This window comes from Acidobacteriota bacterium, assembly GCA_016716905.1.
Taxonomy (GTDB): domain Bacteria; phylum Acidobacteriota; class Vicinamibacteria; order Vicinamibacterales; family SCN-69-37; genus SYFT01.
On record JADJUS010000014.1, the window covers coordinates 82,700 to 100,139 of the forward strand.

The 17,440-nt window shown below is 64.7% G+C and carries 17 protein-coding genes; 10 read left to right on the forward strand and 7 right to left on the reverse strand.

The annotated features are described in order from the left end of the window. Positions 1 to 3: 3 nt before the first annotated feature. Together IPL75_14275 and IPL75_14280 are read left to right on the forward strand one after the other, a co-directional pair. On the forward strand, positions 4 to 753 hold the full coding sequence (locus IPL75_14275) for a polysaccharide deacetylase family protein (GenBank protein ID MBK9241388.1): 750 nt from the start codon (positions 4 to 6) through the stop codon (positions 751 to 753). Next, a complete protein-coding gene (locus IPL75_14280; GenBank protein ID MBK9241389.1) occupies positions 753 to 1,535 on the forward strand; it encodes a methyltransferase domain-containing protein in 783 nt (260 codons plus the stop codon). Before IPL75_14275 ends, IPL75_14280 begins: the two co-directional genes overlap by 1 nt. Before the next feature lie 12 nt (positions 1,536 to 1,547). On the opposite strand, the gene IPL75_14285 is transcribed toward IPL75_14280, so the two are convergent. Further along, positions 1,548 to 2,849 carry a hypothetical protein gene (locus IPL75_14285; protein MBK9241390.1) on the reverse strand — a complete coding sequence of 434 codons (1,302 nt, stop codon included), beginning with the start codon at positions 2,847 to 2,849 and terminating at the stop codon, positions 1,548 to 1,550. 96 nt (positions 2,850 to 2,945) lie between these two features. Between IPL75_14285 and IPL75_14290 the strand changes: the two genes are divergently transcribed. The 8 genes from IPL75_14290 to IPL75_14325 are packed head-to-tail and all read left to right on the forward strand — an operon-like array spanning position 2,946 to position 12,335. Next, positions 2,946 to 4,502 carry a carboxypeptidase regulatory-like domain-containing protein gene (locus tag IPL75_14290; GenBank protein ID MBK9241391.1) on the forward strand — a complete coding sequence of 519 codons (1,557 nt, stop codon included), beginning with the start codon at positions 2,946 to 2,948 and terminating at the stop codon, positions 4,500 to 4,502. A gap of 12 nt (positions 4,503 to 4,514) precedes the next feature. Continuing rightward, on the forward strand, positions 4,515 to 5,423 hold the full coding sequence (locus tag IPL75_14295; GenBank protein MBK9241392.1) for a glycosyltransferase family 2 protein: 909 nt from the start codon (positions 4,515 to 4,517) through the stop codon (positions 5,421 to 5,423). Next, the gene (locus IPL75_14300; protein MBK9241393.1) at positions 5,404 to 6,336 is read left to right on the forward strand and encodes a glycosyltransferase; all 933 of its coding nucleotides are present in this window, start codon (positions 5,404 to 5,406) and stop codon (positions 6,334 to 6,336) included. The genes IPL75_14295 and IPL75_14300 overlap by 20 nt, the downstream gene beginning before the upstream one ends. A gap of 31 nt (positions 6,337 to 6,367) precedes the next feature. Continuing rightward, positions 6,368 to 7,471 carry a radical SAM protein gene (locus IPL75_14305; GenBank protein MBK9241394.1) on the forward strand — a complete coding sequence of 368 codons (1,104 nt, stop codon included), beginning with the start codon at positions 6,368 to 6,370 and terminating at the stop codon, positions 7,469 to 7,471. Continuing rightward, on the forward strand, positions 7,468 to 8,514 hold the full coding sequence (locus IPL75_14310; protein ID MBK9241395.1) for an NAD(P)-dependent oxidoreductase: 1,047 nt from the start codon (positions 7,468 to 7,470) through the stop codon (positions 8,512 to 8,514). The genes IPL75_14305 and IPL75_14310 overlap by 4 nt, the downstream gene beginning before the upstream one ends. Before the next feature lie 33 nt (positions 8,515 to 8,547). After that, complete coding sequence (locus IPL75_14315; GenBank protein MBK9241396.1) at positions 8,548 to 9,885, forward strand: glycosyltransferase family 2 protein; 1,338 nt, start codon at positions 8,548 to 8,550, stop codon at positions 9,883 to 9,885. 27 nt (positions 9,886 to 9,912) lie between these two features. Then, a complete protein-coding gene (locus IPL75_14320) occupies positions 9,913 to 11,100 on the forward strand; it encodes a glycosyltransferase family 4 protein (protein ID MBK9241397.1) in 1,188 nt (395 codons plus the stop codon). Continuing rightward, positions 11,097 to 12,335, forward strand: a complete 1,239-nt coding sequence (locus tag IPL75_14325; GenBank protein MBK9241398.1) for a glycosyltransferase — start codon at positions 11,097 to 11,099, stop codon at positions 12,333 to 12,335. The genes IPL75_14320 and IPL75_14325 overlap by 4 nt, the downstream gene beginning before the upstream one ends. A gap of 62 nt (positions 12,336 to 12,397) precedes the next feature. On the opposite strand, the gene IPL75_14330 is transcribed toward IPL75_14325, so the two are convergent. From IPL75_14330 to IPL75_14355, 6 genes are read right to left on the reverse strand one after another with little or no spacing between them, the layout of a single operon-like run. Continuing rightward, on the reverse strand, positions 12,398 to 12,814 hold the full coding sequence (locus tag IPL75_14330) for a type II secretion system protein (protein MBK9241399.1): 417 nt from the start codon (positions 12,812 to 12,814) through the stop codon (positions 12,398 to 12,400). Then, positions 12,814 to 13,302 (reverse strand): type II secretion system protein, encoded by a 489-nt coding sequence (locus IPL75_14335; protein ID MBK9241400.1) that lies wholly within the window; start codon positions 13,300 to 13,302, stop codon positions 12,814 to 12,816. Before IPL75_14335 ends, IPL75_14330 begins: the two co-directional genes overlap by 1 nt. Beyond that, complete coding sequence (locus IPL75_14340; protein MBK9241401.1) at positions 13,302 to 15,671, reverse strand: hypothetical protein; 2,370 nt, start codon at positions 15,669 to 15,671, stop codon at positions 13,302 to 13,304. The genes IPL75_14335 and IPL75_14340 overlap by 1 nt, the downstream gene beginning before the upstream one ends. 9 nt (positions 15,672 to 15,680) lie before the next feature. Beyond that, entirely contained in the window at positions 15,681 to 16,253 is a 573-nt protein-coding gene (locus IPL75_14345) for a hypothetical protein (GenBank protein ID MBK9241402.1), read from the reverse strand. Further along, the gene (pilO, locus tag IPL75_14350) at positions 16,250 to 16,837 is read right to left on the reverse strand and encodes a type 4a pilus biogenesis protein PilO (protein MBK9241403.1); all 588 of its coding nucleotides are present in this window, start codon (positions 16,835 to 16,837) and stop codon (positions 16,250 to 16,252) included. Before pilO ends, IPL75_14345 begins: the two co-directional genes overlap by 4 nt. Next, complete coding sequence (locus IPL75_14355; GenBank protein ID MBK9241404.1) at positions 16,834 to 17,439, reverse strand: hypothetical protein; 606 nt, start codon at positions 17,437 to 17,439, stop codon at positions 16,834 to 16,836. Before IPL75_14355 ends, pilO begins: the two co-directional genes overlap by 4 nt. Between the last annotated feature and the right edge of the window lies 1 nt (position 17,440).

Consider the following 17,440-nt stretch of genomic DNA (forward strand, 5'->3'; position numbering starts at 1 on the left):
CCCATGCGCGCGATCCTGACGTACCACTCGATCGATACATCAGGCTCGCCCATTTCGTGTCATCCCGACACCTTTGCCCGGCAGATCGCGTGGCTGGCCTCCGGCCGCGTCCGAGTGGCGACGATCGATGAACTTGTGCAGATGCCGGCCACCGCGGACGCCGTTGCGCTGACGTTTGATGACGGGTTCGTCAATTTCAGGGATGAGGCGGCCCCGCGCCTGCTGGACCATGGCTTCCCGGTCACAGTGTTCGTCGTGGCGGGCCTCGTGGGGAAATCGAACACCTGGGATGCCGGCCCCCGCCGCGCCACACCAGAGCTGCCACTGCTCGACTGGACGGCGCTCGCGCGTTTGCAGGAGCAGGGCGTGACCCTCGGCGGGCACAGCCAGACCCATCGCAGCCTCACCCGCCTGACGGCGGCTGAGGTCGAAGGCGAGGTGCACGGATGCGCCGAGCGCATCGAGGCAGAGGTGGGCCAGCGACCGTCCGTCTTCGCCTACCCCTATGGCCATTGGGACCCCGCCAGCGCAACGGTCGTCGCCCGGACGTTTCGCTGGGGGTGCACGACCGACTTCAGGCCCGTGGACGGCCCTGCGGAGCCTGCGACGCTGCCACGCCTCGACATGTGCTACTTCAGTCAACCGGGCAGTCTCGACGCCTGGGGCACCCGAGCGTTTGCCACCCGGATCACGGTGAGGAACACCTTGCGGCAAGTGCGCAAGATGGCGATGTCGATCGGCGGCGCGCGCTGATGGCTGGCCCGCAGGAATCCGGGCCGCTCATTTTTTCCGCCGACTACTACCAGCGTATGCGCGACCTCGAAGCCGGGTCGTGGTGGAACGCCGGGATGCGCGATGTCGCCGACGCCATGCTGGGCCTGGTCACGCTGCCCACTCGTGGAACGCTGCTCGACGTGGGCTGTGGCTCCGGTCAGACCATGAGCTGGTTCCGGTCACGGCAACCCGGATGGCAGACCGTGGGTCTTGATGTGGCGCCCGAAGGGCTGGCTGCGGCAAGAGCGCAGGGCCCCGCCAACGTGATGCGCGCCTCCGCGCTGGACCTGCCCATTGCGACGGCTTCGGTGGATCTGGTCATCACGCTTGATGTGCTGCAGCACCTGCCACTTGGCGGCGGCGACGAGCGCGCGCTTGCCGAGATGGTGCGGGTACTCAAGCCCGGTGGCCACCTGTTCGTGCGAACCAACGGCCAGTCGTTTCCACGCGCCGCCGACGACCCCACCTATCAGTTTCACAAGTACGAGACCGGGGAAGTTCGCGCCAAACTCGCCGGCGCTGGCCTTCGTGTGGTGCGTCTGGGACGGTTGAACGCCCTGCTTGGGCTCGCGGAGATTCCGCGGGAACTGCGGGCCCGGTCAGCGGAACACTCGTATCACGGGTTGCTGTCAGAGCCCCGGGCGGAAGCCGCGTGGAGTTCGCGACTCAAGCGCGCATACCTGCGGTTTGAAGGACTCCTGGTTCGCCGGGGCGCCAGCCTCCCGCTCGGCCGGACCATCGTCGCGCTCTGCCGGCGCTGACGAATCCGCCGCTCAGCGCATCGCCGAATCGGACATGATCATGTTCCACATGTGGCCCATGGACGGCGCACGCGGCCGCACCCGGATGAACACATGGAAGGACTTGGGGCTCGCCCCGTACATCGTGGTCTGGGGAGATGAGCGCAGGTTCGCCGGCACGTCGTAAAACGTCGCGTCCGCACCAATCCCGATTTCGAATGGCCCGCGCGTGTTGACGTTCAACACACCGCCGATGGTGGCGGAGGTGAGCCAGTCGATCGTCTCGAACGGGTGCGGGGTATGGATGAGGAACGGGAAGGACAGCGACTCGGTCGCGACCTGCAGGTGTTCGACTCTGGTGTAGAGCGATCCGCGCGGCCTGTGGAAGGTGGCCTCTGCGAGGTACGCCCTGGAACTATTGTCGTACGAATCCATCGTGTAGCCGCCGGCCGCGGTCACGGCCAGGTACCGGGCATCGTCACCGCGCGCCCATGACACCGAGGCGGTCGTGCGTTTCTGGTCCCCCGGCTCCAGTTCCTCGCCCTCGTTGATGAACCCATGCGACACCTGCGCGAGCAATGACGACGAGGGCCGGAACCAGAGGCGCGCGGCCCAGGAGTCCAGGCGACCCGGCGTCACGCCGTATCGGTACTGATCCGACTCCCGGCCGTGAAACGCTGACCCTTCGACCGCGAACTTGCCGAGATCCAGACGCGCGGCCACCACACCCTGCGCGATGTGAGTGGAGTCGAACGTATGGTGCGAGATCGGCGCGGTGGGATTCTCGGACGCCGACTGCCGGTGCATGAAGGCGGCCGGTCCCAGGGTGGCCTCTCCCATCGGCCCGCCAGACAATGTGAGCGCCACCGCCTCACTGAACTTCACACGCCACGACACAGCCAGCTGCATGAACATGTCGTGCGGGTGCTGATAATCGATATTCTCCAGACCGTTGTAGGCCTCGCCATGCTGGAACAGCTGCGAGTAGCCGCGATCGGTCAGCGTCAGGGGTTCGGCACTGAACATGCCTTTGAGCGTCACCTCGCCAGGCCCAAGTTTGTGCTGGGCCATCAGCATGAGCCAGTTCTGCGACTTGAACTCGGTGGCGCCGCGCGGCTTGTCCTGCTTGTTGTAGGTGGCAAACACCACGCCGTCGACCATGAACATCCAGCCGCCACCCATCGCCGCCATGTTGTGCTGCGCGTGGGGATCGACCGGGGCTGTCTGTGGTGGGGCCTGCTGGGTGGGGGCGCCGGCTGGCTCGTGCGCCTGGGCAGCCATGACCGATGTAGAGCAAAACAACAGACTGGCGACCATGAGTGACACACGCAACATGGCTGCAAGGATAGCGCAAGTGCCGCGAAGGGAACGGCGCACCTGGCGCTCGTGGTACACTTTTCGTCTTCAGGCAGGACAGTCAGGGAGTGGTGTATGGGGTTGTGTGATCGTCGGCGCTATCAGTTCATCGGTGCCTTCGTTCTTGCCGGAGCACTGGTGTCAGGCTGTGAAATCTCCGGACCGGATCTGACCGCGCCGACTCCCCCGCCGGCGACGCCAACGGTGGTGGCACTCACGATTGGCGGAAGTACGACGGCCGCGACGGCCGGCCAAAGCCGGACGCTGGTGGCCACGGCCGCGCTCTCCGATGGGACGTCGGTGGATGTCACGACCCTTGCGGCCTGGACCAGCAGCAACACCACGGTGGCCACCGTCACGCCGGCCGGCGCGGTGAGCTTCCTCACTGCGGGCGGCGTGGACATCAGAGCGGCCTACCAGGGCGTGACCGGCACATTCACATTCGCAGTGACCGTCGCGGCGCCCACAGTCACGACCGTCATTGTCTCTGGCATCGGCAGCACCGCAGCTGTGGGCCAGACCGGGGCGCTCGTCGCCACGGCAATTTATTCGAACAGTACGACCGGAAACGTCACGTCCGACGCGATCTGGACAAGCAGCAATACCACGGTCGCCACCGTCACAAGCGCCGGCGTGGCCTCGTTCCTGAGCGTCGGCGACGTGGACCTGCAGGCGACCTTCAACAACGTGACAGGCATGGCTCGGGTCACCGTTGGTGCGGCGACGCCCACGGTGGTCGCTGTGACAGTGAGCGGCGTTGGGGCCAACGCGCTCGTGGGCCAGTCAGTGGCACTGTCGGCAACCGCGCAGTTTTCAGACAGTACGACGTCAGACGTCACCACACAGGCGAGCTGGGACACGAGCAACACGGCTGTCGCCACGGTCTCGCAGTCGGGGTCGGTGAATTTTGTTGGAGCCGGCACGGTGACGCTCTCCGCATCGTTTGGCGGCAGCACCGGATCCCGTCAGGTCAACGTGACCACAACGGTGGTGCTGCGGAACGTGTTCGGCACGGTCACCGACCCGGTGAACAATCAACCGGCCGCACGTGTGCTGGTTCTGGCTCTCGGCGGACCGAACGAAGGTCGGCGCGCCGAAACTGACGCCAACGGCAACTACTCGCTCGATCGCCTGGTGACGGGGTCGTTCACCCTGCAATTCTCAAGCGGCGCCGGAGAGTTCGCCGCGACAAGCCGGAATGTCACCATCTCGGACGATACGCGACTGGACGTAAACCTGAATCCCACGTTTGGCGTGTATTACGGCCTGTTCAACATCGCCCTGACCAAAACGCTGGATACGTGCAGTTCCCAGGTGCCCATCGGTGCCACGGGCACACTGGAACTGGCGGGGCAACCCGACGGGGCGAATTTCACGGCGAAGCTCACCGAGCGCGGTGTGTCGCGCACCTACTTCGGCGGCAGGATGAAGGCGAATGGCACGTTCGACGGCGTCCTGCCGACCAAGACACTCCTTCCGGGATTTGGCGGAGTGGTGCTGCCGCAGCACGACATTGACGGCCCCATCGCAGGCCAGGTGAATGGCAATTCGATCAGCGGTACCGAAACGCTGATCTACTACCTGCCCTGTATCGGCAAGCAGATCAACATTTCGTTCGCGGGCAGTAAATAGCCGAAGCCTGCCATGGGCGGCATCCAACTCTCAGTCGTCATCGCGGCCCACAATGCCTCTGATGTGATTGCGGCGTGCCTGTCTGCCCTGGCGCCGCAGTCGGGCCATGTCGCCCTCGAGGTGATCGTGGCAGACAGTTCGACCGATGCGACTGCGGCGATGGTCGAAACGCAGTTTCCCTGGGTGCGGTTGCTGCATTCTGATGAACCCCTGACGATACCTGCGTTGCGGGGTCGTGGCATCGCAGCCGCTGAGGGCGCGGTCATCGCCATCCTGGATCCCTTTTCCGTGGCCGCGCCAGACTGGGCCACGCAGGTGGTGAATGCCCATGCACGCCAGCACCACCTCGTGGTTGGAGGCTCCGTGGATCTGTATCGAGCCGCGTCCGCGTCGTATGCGACCTGGGCGCTGTACTTGAACGAGTATGGTCTCTTCATGTCGCCGGTCGTCCGTGGCGCCACGTGGATTCTGCCGGGGAGCAACCTGTCATACAAACGGACCGCACTGTTCGATGGCCTCACGCCTCGGTATCCGGTGTTCTGGAAGACCGAGGCCAATCGGGTCATTGAAGGCGGGGGCTCGGATCTGTGGCTCGAGCCTGACGTTCGCGTGGAACTGAACAAGCCGATCCCGTTCGGCGACTTTCTCAGGACGCGTTACCACCACGGTCGCTGTTTCGCCGGCATGCGCGTCGACGGGGCGACCTGGACCACCCGCGCCGCGCGCGCGGTATCGGCTCTGCTTGTCCCGGTCGTGCTGATGGGACGATGGACGCGTGGTTTCTGGCCCAAGCGGACGCGCCGGATGCGGTTCGTGGCCAGCATGCCGGCGCAGTTGGCGTTGTTCTCAGTCTGGGCCTGGGGTGAGGCCTGCGGATATCTTCGCGGAACCGGGCGATCCTGTGACCAGCTCTTCTACTGAACCGGCCGCCCTTGGGCGCCCGAAGCTCTCGGTGATCGTGGCCGCATCCAATGCTGGTGCACTCCTCGCACAGTGTGTGGCCGCGCTGGCAGTTCAGGCCCATCCCGACGAGGTTGAGATCATCATCGCTCGCGACGCCAGTCGGTTCGATGACGTTGACCGGACGGAACTGGACGGGCGCACGCCTGGCCTTCGATGGATCGACGCCCCACCCGGGGCGACCGTGCCACGCCTGCGGGGGCTTGGGATCGCGCAAGCGCGTGCAGACCTGATCGCCCTGATCGAAGACGACTGTCTCGTGGCAGATGGATGGTGCCGGGCGGCGATCGCCACAGGTGGTGACTGCGCGGCCGTCGGCGGTGCTGTTGAGCCTGGCCCCTACCGGAAGCCGCTCGACTGGGCTGTGTATTTCTGTGAGTACGGCCGGTTCATGCTGCCCGTGCCTTCCGCGCCCGATGCTCCCCTGACGGGTAACAACGTGGTGTATTCGCGCCACGCCCTGGCAAGCCTTCCGGATGCCGTGCGATCGGATTTTCGGGAGGCGTTTGTCCACGCCGCGTGGCAGCAGGCGGGCGTCCCGACGCGAGTCAGCGGGTCACTAATAGTTCGAAATATCAACACATGGTCGTTGCGGCATGTGACCACGGCGCCGTTTCATCACGGGCGTGCCTATGCCGCGGAGCGTTACGGCGCACGTCAGGCGCCCGTCCGGGTGGCCGTGGCCGCGCTCGCCCTGGGACTGCCCCTCCTGAAGCTCTTCAGAATCGCGGCCGGGACGCTCTCGCGGGGCCGTCTGACCGGGCGCTTGCTCGTCGCGTTTCCCTGGGCAATGATCTTCGTCGGAAGCTGGTCGGCCGGAGAAATCCTGGGCTGTCTGGCGGGCCCCGGCGACAGTCAATCGCGCTGGCGTTAGCCAGATCGGGCACACTAAGAGTGAAAAACCCATGAACGTACTTCAACGAATCGCCAGGCACACCCGGCTGACGATGACCAATTACACCTCGAAGCCGAGCCCGCCCTTCCTGGTGTTGTTCATCAATTCGATCTGCAACATGAAGTGCGAGCACTGCTTCTATTGGACCAGTCTCAACAAACGCGACGACCTCACCAAAGACGAACTCTTCGCTTTGTCCCGATCGCTGGGCCGCATCGAGAATCTCAACTTGTCTGGCGGAGAGCCATTCCTGCGCAAGGAGTTCAGCGAGATCTGCCGCCAGTTCATCCAGCACAACGGGGTCAAGCAAATCTACGTACCGACCAATGGCTGGTACACGGACAAGACGGTCAAAGCAATTGCCGAGACGCTCGAGGAACCGGCGCTTGAGTTGTTCGCTGCCGAACTCTCTCTGGATGGCATGGCGGAGTTCCACGACAGGTTTCGCGTGGCCGACGGCGCGTTCAACAAGGCGATGGCGACATACGATGCGCTGGCCGAACTGCAACGCAAGGACCCGCGACTGCGCATTCACGCAATTTCGACGGCCACGGACGTGAACGTCGACGAGATTCGCCAGCTCACCGAGTACCTGTATGAGCGCTGCCCACAAATGGATCATCACAACCTGGCGCTGATCCGCGGCGATCGCAAAAATCCCGCGCTCAAGCTGCCGGACATGAAGGCGTACGCCGACCTGTACCAATACATGCGGCGTCTTTGGCAGCCGCGCGAAGAGGGCCGGTATGGTGGCGTGGTCGATCCGATGCTCCAGTGGGCCAAGCTCGAGACAGTGGCGCGCCGCACGCAGGTGATTCCGTGCCGAGCCGGCGTGCTGACGGCGGTCGTGGCGGCAAACGGCGACGTCAGTGTCTGCGAATTGCACGAGCCCCTGGGGAATCTCCGGACCAAGACGTTCTGGGAAATCTGGGACTCGCCCGCGGCCACGGCGTTGAGAAAGTCCATCGCCGACAAGCAGTGTCACTGCACGACCGAGGTGTTTCTCTGGCCGAGTATTGTCTTTCAGCCGTTGCCGCTGGCTCAGTCATTGGTCAGGGCCCAGGCGTGGAAACAGGTCAAGCCGCTTGAGCCCCACGAAAAGGCCGGTGGATGACAGACCGGATCGTCCTCGTCACGGGCGGCGCCGGTTTCCTTGGAGAACATGTCGCCCGGAGTCTTCTGGCTTCCGGTTCCCGCGTCCGCGTGTTTGACCACGCGCCCTCCCCCGCGTGGGCGGGCCTGGCCGGTCTCGAGTCTATTCAGGGGGACGTGCGCGACCGGGCGGCTCTGGTCCGGGCCGCTGCAGGCGTCTCGGCCATTGTTCATGCCGCCTTCGCTTCTCCCAGGCAGGACGCAAGTCTCATCACCGATGTGAATCTCAGAGGCACCGAAAACGTCTCGGCCGCCGCGGCGGCACACGGCGTCCGGCGGGTGGTGCTGGTCAGCTCGACCGTGGCCGGGTGGGCGCCGAGGCCGCATCCCTTCCTGCGCCATTCTCCGCTGAGCCGTCTCGACCTGTACCGTGCCACGCGGACGGAGGCCGAGGTCATGCTGGCCAGGGCCTCACCCGCGACATTTGCCGCCGCGATCGTGCGCCCGCAATCGTTCCTGGGTCCAGGCCGGCTCGGCGCCTTCGGGATCATCTTCGAGTTGATCAGGACCGGCGATCCCGTGCCAGTACTCGGCACTGGCGCTCACCGGTATCAACTACTTGGCGTGGACGATCTGGCTGAAGGGATCAGGCTGCTCGCAGCCACCGAGCACGAGGGAACATTTTTGTTCGGCGCCAACATTTTTGGCACGGTCAACGACGACCTCACAGCGCTTCTCGCGCATGCCGGTACGAACGCCACACTTCGACACATTCCGGCCGCACTGGCGCGACCAGCCCTCAGGGCCATCGAGCTCACCGGCATGGTCCCTCTCTCAGAGTGGCATCGGCACAGTGCCTGGGGGCACGACTCGGTTGCCGATACGACCCGGGCCCGACTCGAGCTTGGGTGGCGACCCGAGCGCAGCAACATTGAGGCACTGGTCAACGCGTATGACTGGTACGTCGAAACCGTCGCACGCACTGGAGATGCCCCACGCACGCACGCGGTACCACGTGCGCACCGAATGCTGCGTGGTCTGCTCTCGTTGCTGCCGCATGCCTGAACTGGTGCAGGGGAATGACATACTAGACGCCCCATGAGCGCAAGACTTTCGGTGGTCGTTCCCGTGTTCAACGACGCGGACGGACTTGTGCGGTGCCTCACCGCCATCACCGGCTCAGACTTCCGGGATTTCGAGTGTCTCGTGGTGGATGATGGCTCGACCGTGGCCATTGCCCCGGTGGTGGCCTCCTTTGGTGCTCGAGTGATCCGCGTGGATGATGGGCCCAAGGGGCCGGCCCACGCGCGCAACATCGGATCCGCGAGCGCGACCGGAGACATTCTGGTGTTTGTCGATGCCGACGTGGTGATTGCGCCCGGCACCCTGCGGGCCTTCGCCGCTACCTTCGACCGCGATCCCGATGTGGCTGCGGTCTTCGGGTCGTACGATGATGCTCCAGCTACGACGGATTTTGTGTCGCAGTACAAGAACCTCTTCCATCATTTTGTCCATCAACACGCAGGTGAGGAGGCGGCGACGTTCTGGAGCGGCTGCGGTGCAATCCGGCGCACAGTGTTTCACACCGCCGGCGGATTCGATGCGGTGCGGTACCCCCGGCCCTGCATCGAGGACATCGAGTTGGGCTACCGGTTGCGCGCCGCCGGGCACCGCATTCTTCTCAACAAACACATCCAGGTGAAACACCTGAAGCGCTGGACACTGCGCGGGATGGTGAAGACGGATGTGTTCGACCGAGGGGTTCCATGGACGCAGTTGATTCTTGAGCGCCGCCGGCTGCCGAACGACCTCAATCTGCAGTTCACCCAGCGCCTGAGCGCGATGCTGGCTTACTCGATGCTGGTGTATGTGGCACTCGCGGCCTTCTTTCACAACATCGTGTTGTTGCCGCTTATTGCCGGCCTGTTTATCATGGTGGTCGCCGCGATGGACTGGTCCAGCAAGTCGCCGCTGTTTCATCTGAACAGCCGCCGGTCAGAGTGGATTTGTTACGGCCTCATTGCCGTGATTGGCGCGCTGGCGGTGGCCCTGGATGAGCTTCGAATGCTCCCCCCACTCGCGGTGCTGCTCACGTCGATGGTTGCCGGGCGCTGGCTGCGCGCCACTGGCTGGTTCGGGAGACGGCTGCTCCTCGTCTTCGTCGTTGGTGCCCTGGCCACCATCATCGTCGTCTTATTGAGCCGGTTTTCGTTTCCCATCGTGGCGCCGTTGCTGGCAGCGGCCCTGCTGATTGTGCTGTTGAATTTCCGCCTGTACCTGTTCTTCATCCGCACGCGCGGCCACATGTTTGCGCTGGCGGCCCTCCCCATGCACCTCTTCTACTTCAGCTATGCCCTGGCGTCCCTGCTGATTGGCGTCGCGATGTTCGTGCGCGGCTCGCGGAACAGAGACCAGGCCGCAGCAGGGGCCGCCTAGGCGCGGCCGCGAAGAGGGGCCATCAGCGTGAGGATTGGTATTGATGCGAGCTGTTGGGCGAACCGGCGCGGCTACGGCCGGTATACCCGCGAGCTCGTGACGGCCATTCTCGACGCCGACACCTCCAACGAGTACACCCTCTTTCTGGACTCCGCGACGGAGCACCAGTGCCCTGATCTGCCGGCACGGGCCAGACGAGTGGTGATCCCAACGCGGTCTGCCGCCGCCGACGCCGCGTCAGCGGCCGGCCACCGGTCGCTCGGCGACCTCTGGGCCATGGCGCGAGCGGTCTCACGCGGTAGCCGAGAGCTCGACTTGTTCTACTTCCCTACCGTGTATACGTTTTTCCCCGTGCCCGGCCGGCTGCGGCCCATGATCACGGTGCACGACACGATTGCCGAGCGCCACCCGCACCTGGTCTTTCCGCATTGGCAGAACCGGCTCTTCTGGAAGCTCAAGGTGGGTTGGGCCATCCGGCAGGCCGCGCAGATCATCACGGTCTCAAATACCGCGCGGGCGTCGGTGAGCGAGTACTTCGGCCTGGATCCGAACGCGGTCAGGGTGGTGTCGGATGCGGTCAGCGCCGAGTTCCGCCCGGTTCATGATCCCGCGCAGCTCGAGCGACTGCTGGCAGCGCACGGGCTGGCCCACGGCGGCCGATTCATCCTCTACGTTGGCGGCATCAGTCCGCACAAGAACATCCAGCCTCTTGTTGAGGCCTTTTGTTCCCTCATGAACCATGAGGCCCTGAGAGACGTGAAACTTGTCCTCATCGGCGACTACCAGGGGGACGTCTTTTTCTCGAGTTATCAGTCGCTGCTCGAACGGGTGAAAGCCCTTCAGGCCGAAACACGTGTGGTCTTCACCGGGTTCGTCCCGGACGCCGACCTTCCGCATTGGTACACCGCGGCAGAAGTGTTGGTCCTTCCGTCTGTGGATGAGGGTTTCGGGTTGCCGGCCCTCGAGGCGATGGCTTGCGGCACCGCCGTCGCGGCGAGCCGGGCTGGCGCGCTCCCAGAGGTCATCGGTGATGCGGGGATTCTGTTTGATCCGCGGTCTGTCGCCGAGCTTCGCGCGGCGCTTGAGCGGATTCTGACCGACGCGCCCCTTCGCGCGGGGCTGTCGGCAAAGGGACTGCAGCGTGCCGCGCAGTTCACGTGGCAGGCCTCGGCCAGGTCCGCGATCGCGCTCTTCCAGGAGGTGGCGGCGCGATGATTGCCGATCGGCCTCTGCGGATCTGCATGGTCACGACCTTTTATCCTCCCTACAACTTCGGCGGAGATGGGATTGTCGTCGAGCGGCTCGCGATTGAACTGGCCGACCGGGGGCATCACGTCGAGGTCATTCACTGCGTTGACGCGTTTCTGGCACTCACACCCTCGGTGCACTCAGACCTGGCGCCGCCGGCGAAGCGTCCCAACCTCGTGGTTCACAGCCTGAAGAGCCGGGCCGGTATTTTGTCGCCGATCCTCACCCATCAAACCGGCCGTCCCGTGCTCAAGCGCAGACCGATCAAGCGCATCCTCGCCGCGGGCCGATTTGATGTCGTTCATTTTCACAACATGTCGTTGATCGGCCCGACGGCCGTGCACTACACGAACGCCATCCGGCTCTACACACCGCACGAACATTGGCTGGTCTGCCCTCTGACGGTGTTGTGGAAGTTCAACCGCGAGCCCTGCACCCACAAGCAGTGTGTGGCGTGTACGTTGCGGGCCGGCCGGCCCCCGCAACTGTGGCGCCATACCGACCTCCTGAAGCGCGCGATGCCGCAATTTGATGCGGTCGTCACGCCCAGTCGATTTACCTGGGACAAACATCTTGAGATGGGCCTGCCGCCCGTCAAGCGTGTGGAGTATCTGCCGCACTTTCTTCGGCTGCCTCCGCCGGCGTCGCCCGTGTCACCGTGGCCAAGGCCCTATTTCCTCTATGTGGGCCGTCTCGAAACGATGAAGGGCGTGCAGGTCCTGATCGACGCGTTTCGCACGGTGACACACAGCGACCTCCTCATCTGCGGACAAGGCACACACGAATCCAGATTGCGCCAGCTCGCGCAGCGGCTCCCGCACGTGCACTTTCTCGGGCGACGCACAAATGCCGAGTTGCAGGACCTGTACGCGCACGCCGTCGCCGCGGTCGTTCCCTCAGTCGGATACGAAGTCTTCGGCGTCGTCATCCTCGAAGCGCTCTCTCAACGCACTCCGGTGATCGTGCACGATCTGGGCGCCCTCCAGGAGGTCGTCCGCGACCTGCGCGGCGGGCTGCTGTATCGTGATGAGGCGGGCCTGCGCGCGGCGATCGAGACGCTGCGGTGGCAACCGCAACTGCGGAATGCGATCGGCGAAACGGGCTACCAGGGCGTGGCCGAAATGACGACTCCTGATTCGCACATCCGCCGGTATCTGGCGCTCATCAAGCGCCTGGCCGACGCCAGGGGCGCAACAGTGTAGCCGGGTCTGAAGACCCGGCCTCCATCAGGAAGGAGGCCGGGTCTTCAGACCCGGCTACCCCGTCAGTCCCAGTCGGCGTAGCGCGATCCATTCAGGGCCGTGCCGTCCGACCCGCTATGGACATCGTAAATGCCCGGGTCGGTCGACGGCCGCGTCGGGTCTGCTTCGGCGGGGACCGTCGTCCACGTGTCTGTCGACCTGGTGATGGTATCCATCGGTACGGCGCGCAGGTAGCCATCACTGACCAGCTGCTGAATGGACGATGGGTAGTTGCCTTTGTCGGCGAAGTACTGGTCGATGGCGTCGCGCATCCGGTAGAGGTTGGACTTGAGCGTCGCTTCTTCCGCTGTTCGAATGGACAGCCGGTACTGGTTCATCGCCACCGACGCCAGAATCATGATGAGCGACAGCACTACCAGCAGTTCAATCAGGGTCCAGCCGCGATCGGACCGGCTGCGACGCGTGTGGAGGTGGCGCATTACCAATCCTTGTATTTGGTGCCGTCGAGCGCAATGCCCGAGGACTTGGAGTAGACGTCGTACACGTTCTGCCCGCCCCAGACGGCCGAGTCTGCCCGGTCCTGGTAGGAGCGCATCCCCCACTCGGCCTCGCCAGTCATCGGGTCAATGGGAATGCGCCGCAGCAGCTTGATCTTGCTGCCGGTTGCATCGTTGTTGCGCGCCACGCCCTCCACCAGGGCCGTGAGCGACTTCGGATAGCCCTCGCTGCCAAACGGGATCTCCATGGGCGCAATGACCTGGCTGTCGGCCATGTCCTTGAACTTGTCGATGGCGTTGCGCATCTCCCGCAGCGAGCGTCGCAACTCCGATTCCCGCTGACGCTTCATCGTCACGCGGGCGAGGGGAAGCGCGGCGGACGCCAGGACCATCAGGACGGCTGTGGTGACCAGCAGCTCGATGAAGGTGAATCCCCCCACCGCCTTCCGGAAAAACGCCCGCCGGGTCATTACCGCACCGTCACGGTCGAAGGCACGAACTGCAGCGGCACTGGCAGTCCGGTTGGCCCCACGCCAATACCCGAAAGCGCGATCTGCGATGTGCCCGCGCCGATGGCTTCAAAGACGATGGAGGCCAGCACACCACTGCCCGATGCGCCCGCCGTGTCTCCCGGCCGAGCCACTGCGAGATCGATCCGGCCGATGTTGGCGTCAATGGTCGGCACAAACGACGTCCTGGCACCGTCGCCACGCAGCACACTGCCCTCATTCACCACAGTGGCGCGCAGCACTGCCGGGTTGTACGTGATCGTCAGCGACACCGACGAGAGCCCGGCCGCGTTGCTGAGCGTGACCGGCACGTTGTACGGCTGCCCACCCATCTGAAGCGGCGTGGCCGGCACCGTCACTGCCAACCGAGCCGGCCCTGTTGCGGGTGGGGGCGCTGGGGCAGCCACGGGGTCTCCAGCCGTCACCGGCACGATGCCCACGGCACGTCCGCCGCCGGCAGGTGGTGTCGCGGGAGGCGGCGCGGTCGTCGCCGGAGGCGGCGGTGCGCCCCCCCCAACAGTCGGCGGCGTCTGAGCCTGCGCCGGAGGGGTCGCGACAGGCGGAGTGGTTCCGCCTCCTGAGACCGGCTGCGACGTGATGAGCGGCGGCGTCATCGTCGCGCCGAAGTTGCCGCCGGTGCCCACATACATCGGCGCCAGGTCGGCGGCCGTCAGCTCCTGCGACCGCAGAATCCTCGGTGTGATGACCATGACGATGTCGGTAGAACCGACTTCGGAGCGGGTGCCGCCAAACAACGCCCGGAGAAACGGAATCTGATTCAGTCCGGGGAAGCCCTGAGCCGTGCGGCGGTCTTCCTCTTTGATCAGCCCGGCCAGCAGGTTCGACTCGCCGTCGCGCATGCGGAGTTTGGTCTGGGCCTTGCGTGTGCCGAACGCCGGCAACGACTGACCGTTGACATTCACGTCCGCGAGGCGAGTACTGCTCTCGACCGTGACCTCAAGGATGATCTCGCCATCAAAGCTCACCTGCGGAATGATGACGAGATTGATACCGATTGGCCGGTAGGCAAACGAGGTGGTCGGGGTTGTGGCGAGTCCCCCAGGCACCTGGGATGCAAAGGTCGTCTGAGGCACAGGAATTTCTTCACCCAGATTGAGGGTCAGCGAGGAACGTTCCTGGCCGCGGAGCTGTGGCCGCGCGAGGAGCCGGCTGTTTTCGTCGCTTTCGAGAAGCCTGAGGAGTGCCGACGGCACGGTGGCATAAAAGTCGGCGGTGCTCACACCCTGGCTGATGGTGTTCAGATTGAACGGTGCCGAGTCGCCGCCAATGGCGGTGGGCCGCGCTTCAGGGGACAACGCGAACCCAAGGGCGTACTGGCTCAGGTTGAGGCCCATCTCCTTGACCCGCTGCCGATTGACCTCGAGGATCTCGACATCGATGATCACCTCGGCCTTCGGCTTGTCGTTGGCCTTGATGATCTGGTCGAACACCTTGAGCACCGGCAGCGTGCCCCGCACGGTCAGCGCGTTCGTGTTCTTGTTCGCCTGAATCTGCGGCCTGACGCCGGGCACCGCCTGCACCAGTGTCGTCAACAGCTGCGACATCTCCGCAGCCTCGACGTGTGACAGGTAGAACACCTGCACAAACACATCGTCATGGGCCGTGCGGCCTGCCTGGTCGCTGCCGTAGACCATGATGCCGCGCGGGTTGATGACCTTGAAGGTCAGCTGGTTGGCATTGAGGACCTGCCCCAGCGCGGTTTCGAGTGTCTCACCCTGCAGGTCGATGGAGTACGGCCGAAGGAGTTGCGGACCGATCTGCTCCACAAAGGTCACGTTGATGCCGGCCATCGCGCCGATCGACGTCAGGATCTCGCGCACGCTGATGTTGATGAACCTGAACGTGATCGGCACCGTGGGATCGATGAGCACTGGAATCCCTGGCGTCTGTTGCGCCTGCCGCCGCAGTACGTCCATGCGTGACGGCGGCTGCATCGCCAGAAGTTCGTCGCGAAGGCGCCGTTCGATCGACGAGGCTTTGGCGGCCGCAAATACGTTCGCCGGATCCAGATCCGCGGCGAGCCGATACTCGGCCGCCGCGGCCGACCACTGCTCCTGCGTCTCCATGTCCTTGGCGCGGGCCATATGTTCGGCCGAGGCCGCCAGCGTCGCACGCTGCAGGGCGATTTTGAGATCCACCCGCGTCGGGCTGCCCTTCAGGGCCTCGCGATAGTGAGCCACCGCCGCGTCCCACTCGCTTTTCTTGGCGGCCTGCTGGCCACTCCGGAACGCGCGCCCGGTCGCGCACCCGGCCACAAGGACCAGGGTCACGCCAATCGCCGCCGCTCGCTGCATGCTCGCTCTATTCACCGAGGCTCCTTATCCGCCCGACTGCCGAATCGTCTGCTGGCCCTGTCCATCGAGATACGCCATCACGATGGATTCGAGGCCGACCTTCAAGAGACGGTACCGCCCGTCCACCACATCACCCTCGCGCGCCAGCACCACGAGTCCGGCCACCGACAGCGAGACCACTTTGCCCGGCTTGCCGGGCTCTTCGGCGAACCCCAGGAACTTCACCGGGATCTGCGGACGGGGCGGCGGTCCCACGGGTCTCGCTGGCTCAGGTGCCGGCGGGGCCGGCGCCGGCCGCGGAGGCGGTGGAGGCGGTGCAGGCGGTCGTGGCGGTATCCCAAAACCAAACGGATCGCGCGACCCCACGCTGGCTTCCGGCACCGGTTCCAGCGACCCGAGCTTCAGCGCTTCTGGCAGTACTCCCGCCGGCCCAGGAGCCTGCGGAGTGGCTGCTGGGGTATTGGACGCCTGGCTCGTGACTTCAGTTGTAGGGGGCGACAAGCGCGTGTACACCAGCACGCCGGCCACCACCAACAACACCACGAGCATGGCGATCTGCCTGATCTGTTGCGTCCGGTTCCCGGCCATCAGTTTCATCGCGCCGCTGCTCCGGCCCGGTTCGAGTAGTAGGTCGCCACCGACAGCACCACCTCGAGCGAGCCCCCGCCACTCTCACTATTGCCTTGACCGAGCTTCACGCTCTCAACGATGAAGAACCCTTCGGCCGTCTCGAGGTCATACAGGAATCCCCGGACATTCGCGTACCCGCCGGTCAGCGAGATATCCACCCGAAAGCGCATCAGCGTGCTGTCTTCAACCTCTTCAGGTTCATAGCTGCTGCTCGAGAACTCCAGCCCATTGTCCCGAATGAGCGTGAAGACCTGCAGGTACAGCAAATCTCTGGCGGCGGCGAGATTCGAGGGAAGCACGTCCGCATAAAACGTCTTCAGATCCTCATCGGCTCGCAGTTTGCTCGTGCGGGTTTCGTTGGCCGAACGCTCGGCGCGGCGCGCTTCTCCCAGCGTCATCTGCGCCGCTGTCGCGCGCTCTTCATCACCGGCCACACTGGCCTGCAGCGGGAAGACCACCAGCACCAGCACCGCGATGTTGACGGCCACCGCCGCCAGCAGCGGGATGACCAGTCCGCGTCGTTCCGCGAGCACTCGACGCCAGAGGCTCATCGCCCACCTCCAACAGCAGCGGGCTGCGGGGGCGCCGCCGGCACGTCTTTCGCCAGCGGGAGGTATCCCACCACCACCGTCGCGAGTTCGAGTCCTTCCTCGTTTCGGTCGGCAACCGTCGGGCGCGCATCGTAGAAGGCCCCGGTATTTTCGAGCGCCGTCATGAAGGTCGCCACGTCCTCGACCCGACGGCCCATCAGCATCATGGTCACCGTGATGTTGCCGTTTTCGATCTCGGGAGACACCGCCGTCAGCCGCACACCCATCGGAATGGTGTCTTCGATATAACTGAAGAACGTGGTCCAGCTGAACGTGCGGGCGTCAATCAGGCTGTTCGCCTCACGAGCCGAGCCTGCCAGCGTATTCAGCACAGCCGGGTCGACGCTGCTCTGCACCGCCACGGCGCTCTGTCGCAGCCTGGCCGCGGCGTCCGCATCAGCGGTCGCCTGCGCACGCAGTTCCGATCGGCGTGACGACAACTGCATCAGGCGCGTTCCGTTCGTCACCGTCAGAGCCACCGCTGCCACCGCGAGCAGGCCGAGCAGCAGCGCGACGATACGTTCGTTGTAGAAGGGCCGGGTGGCCAGATTGCCGCGCAACATG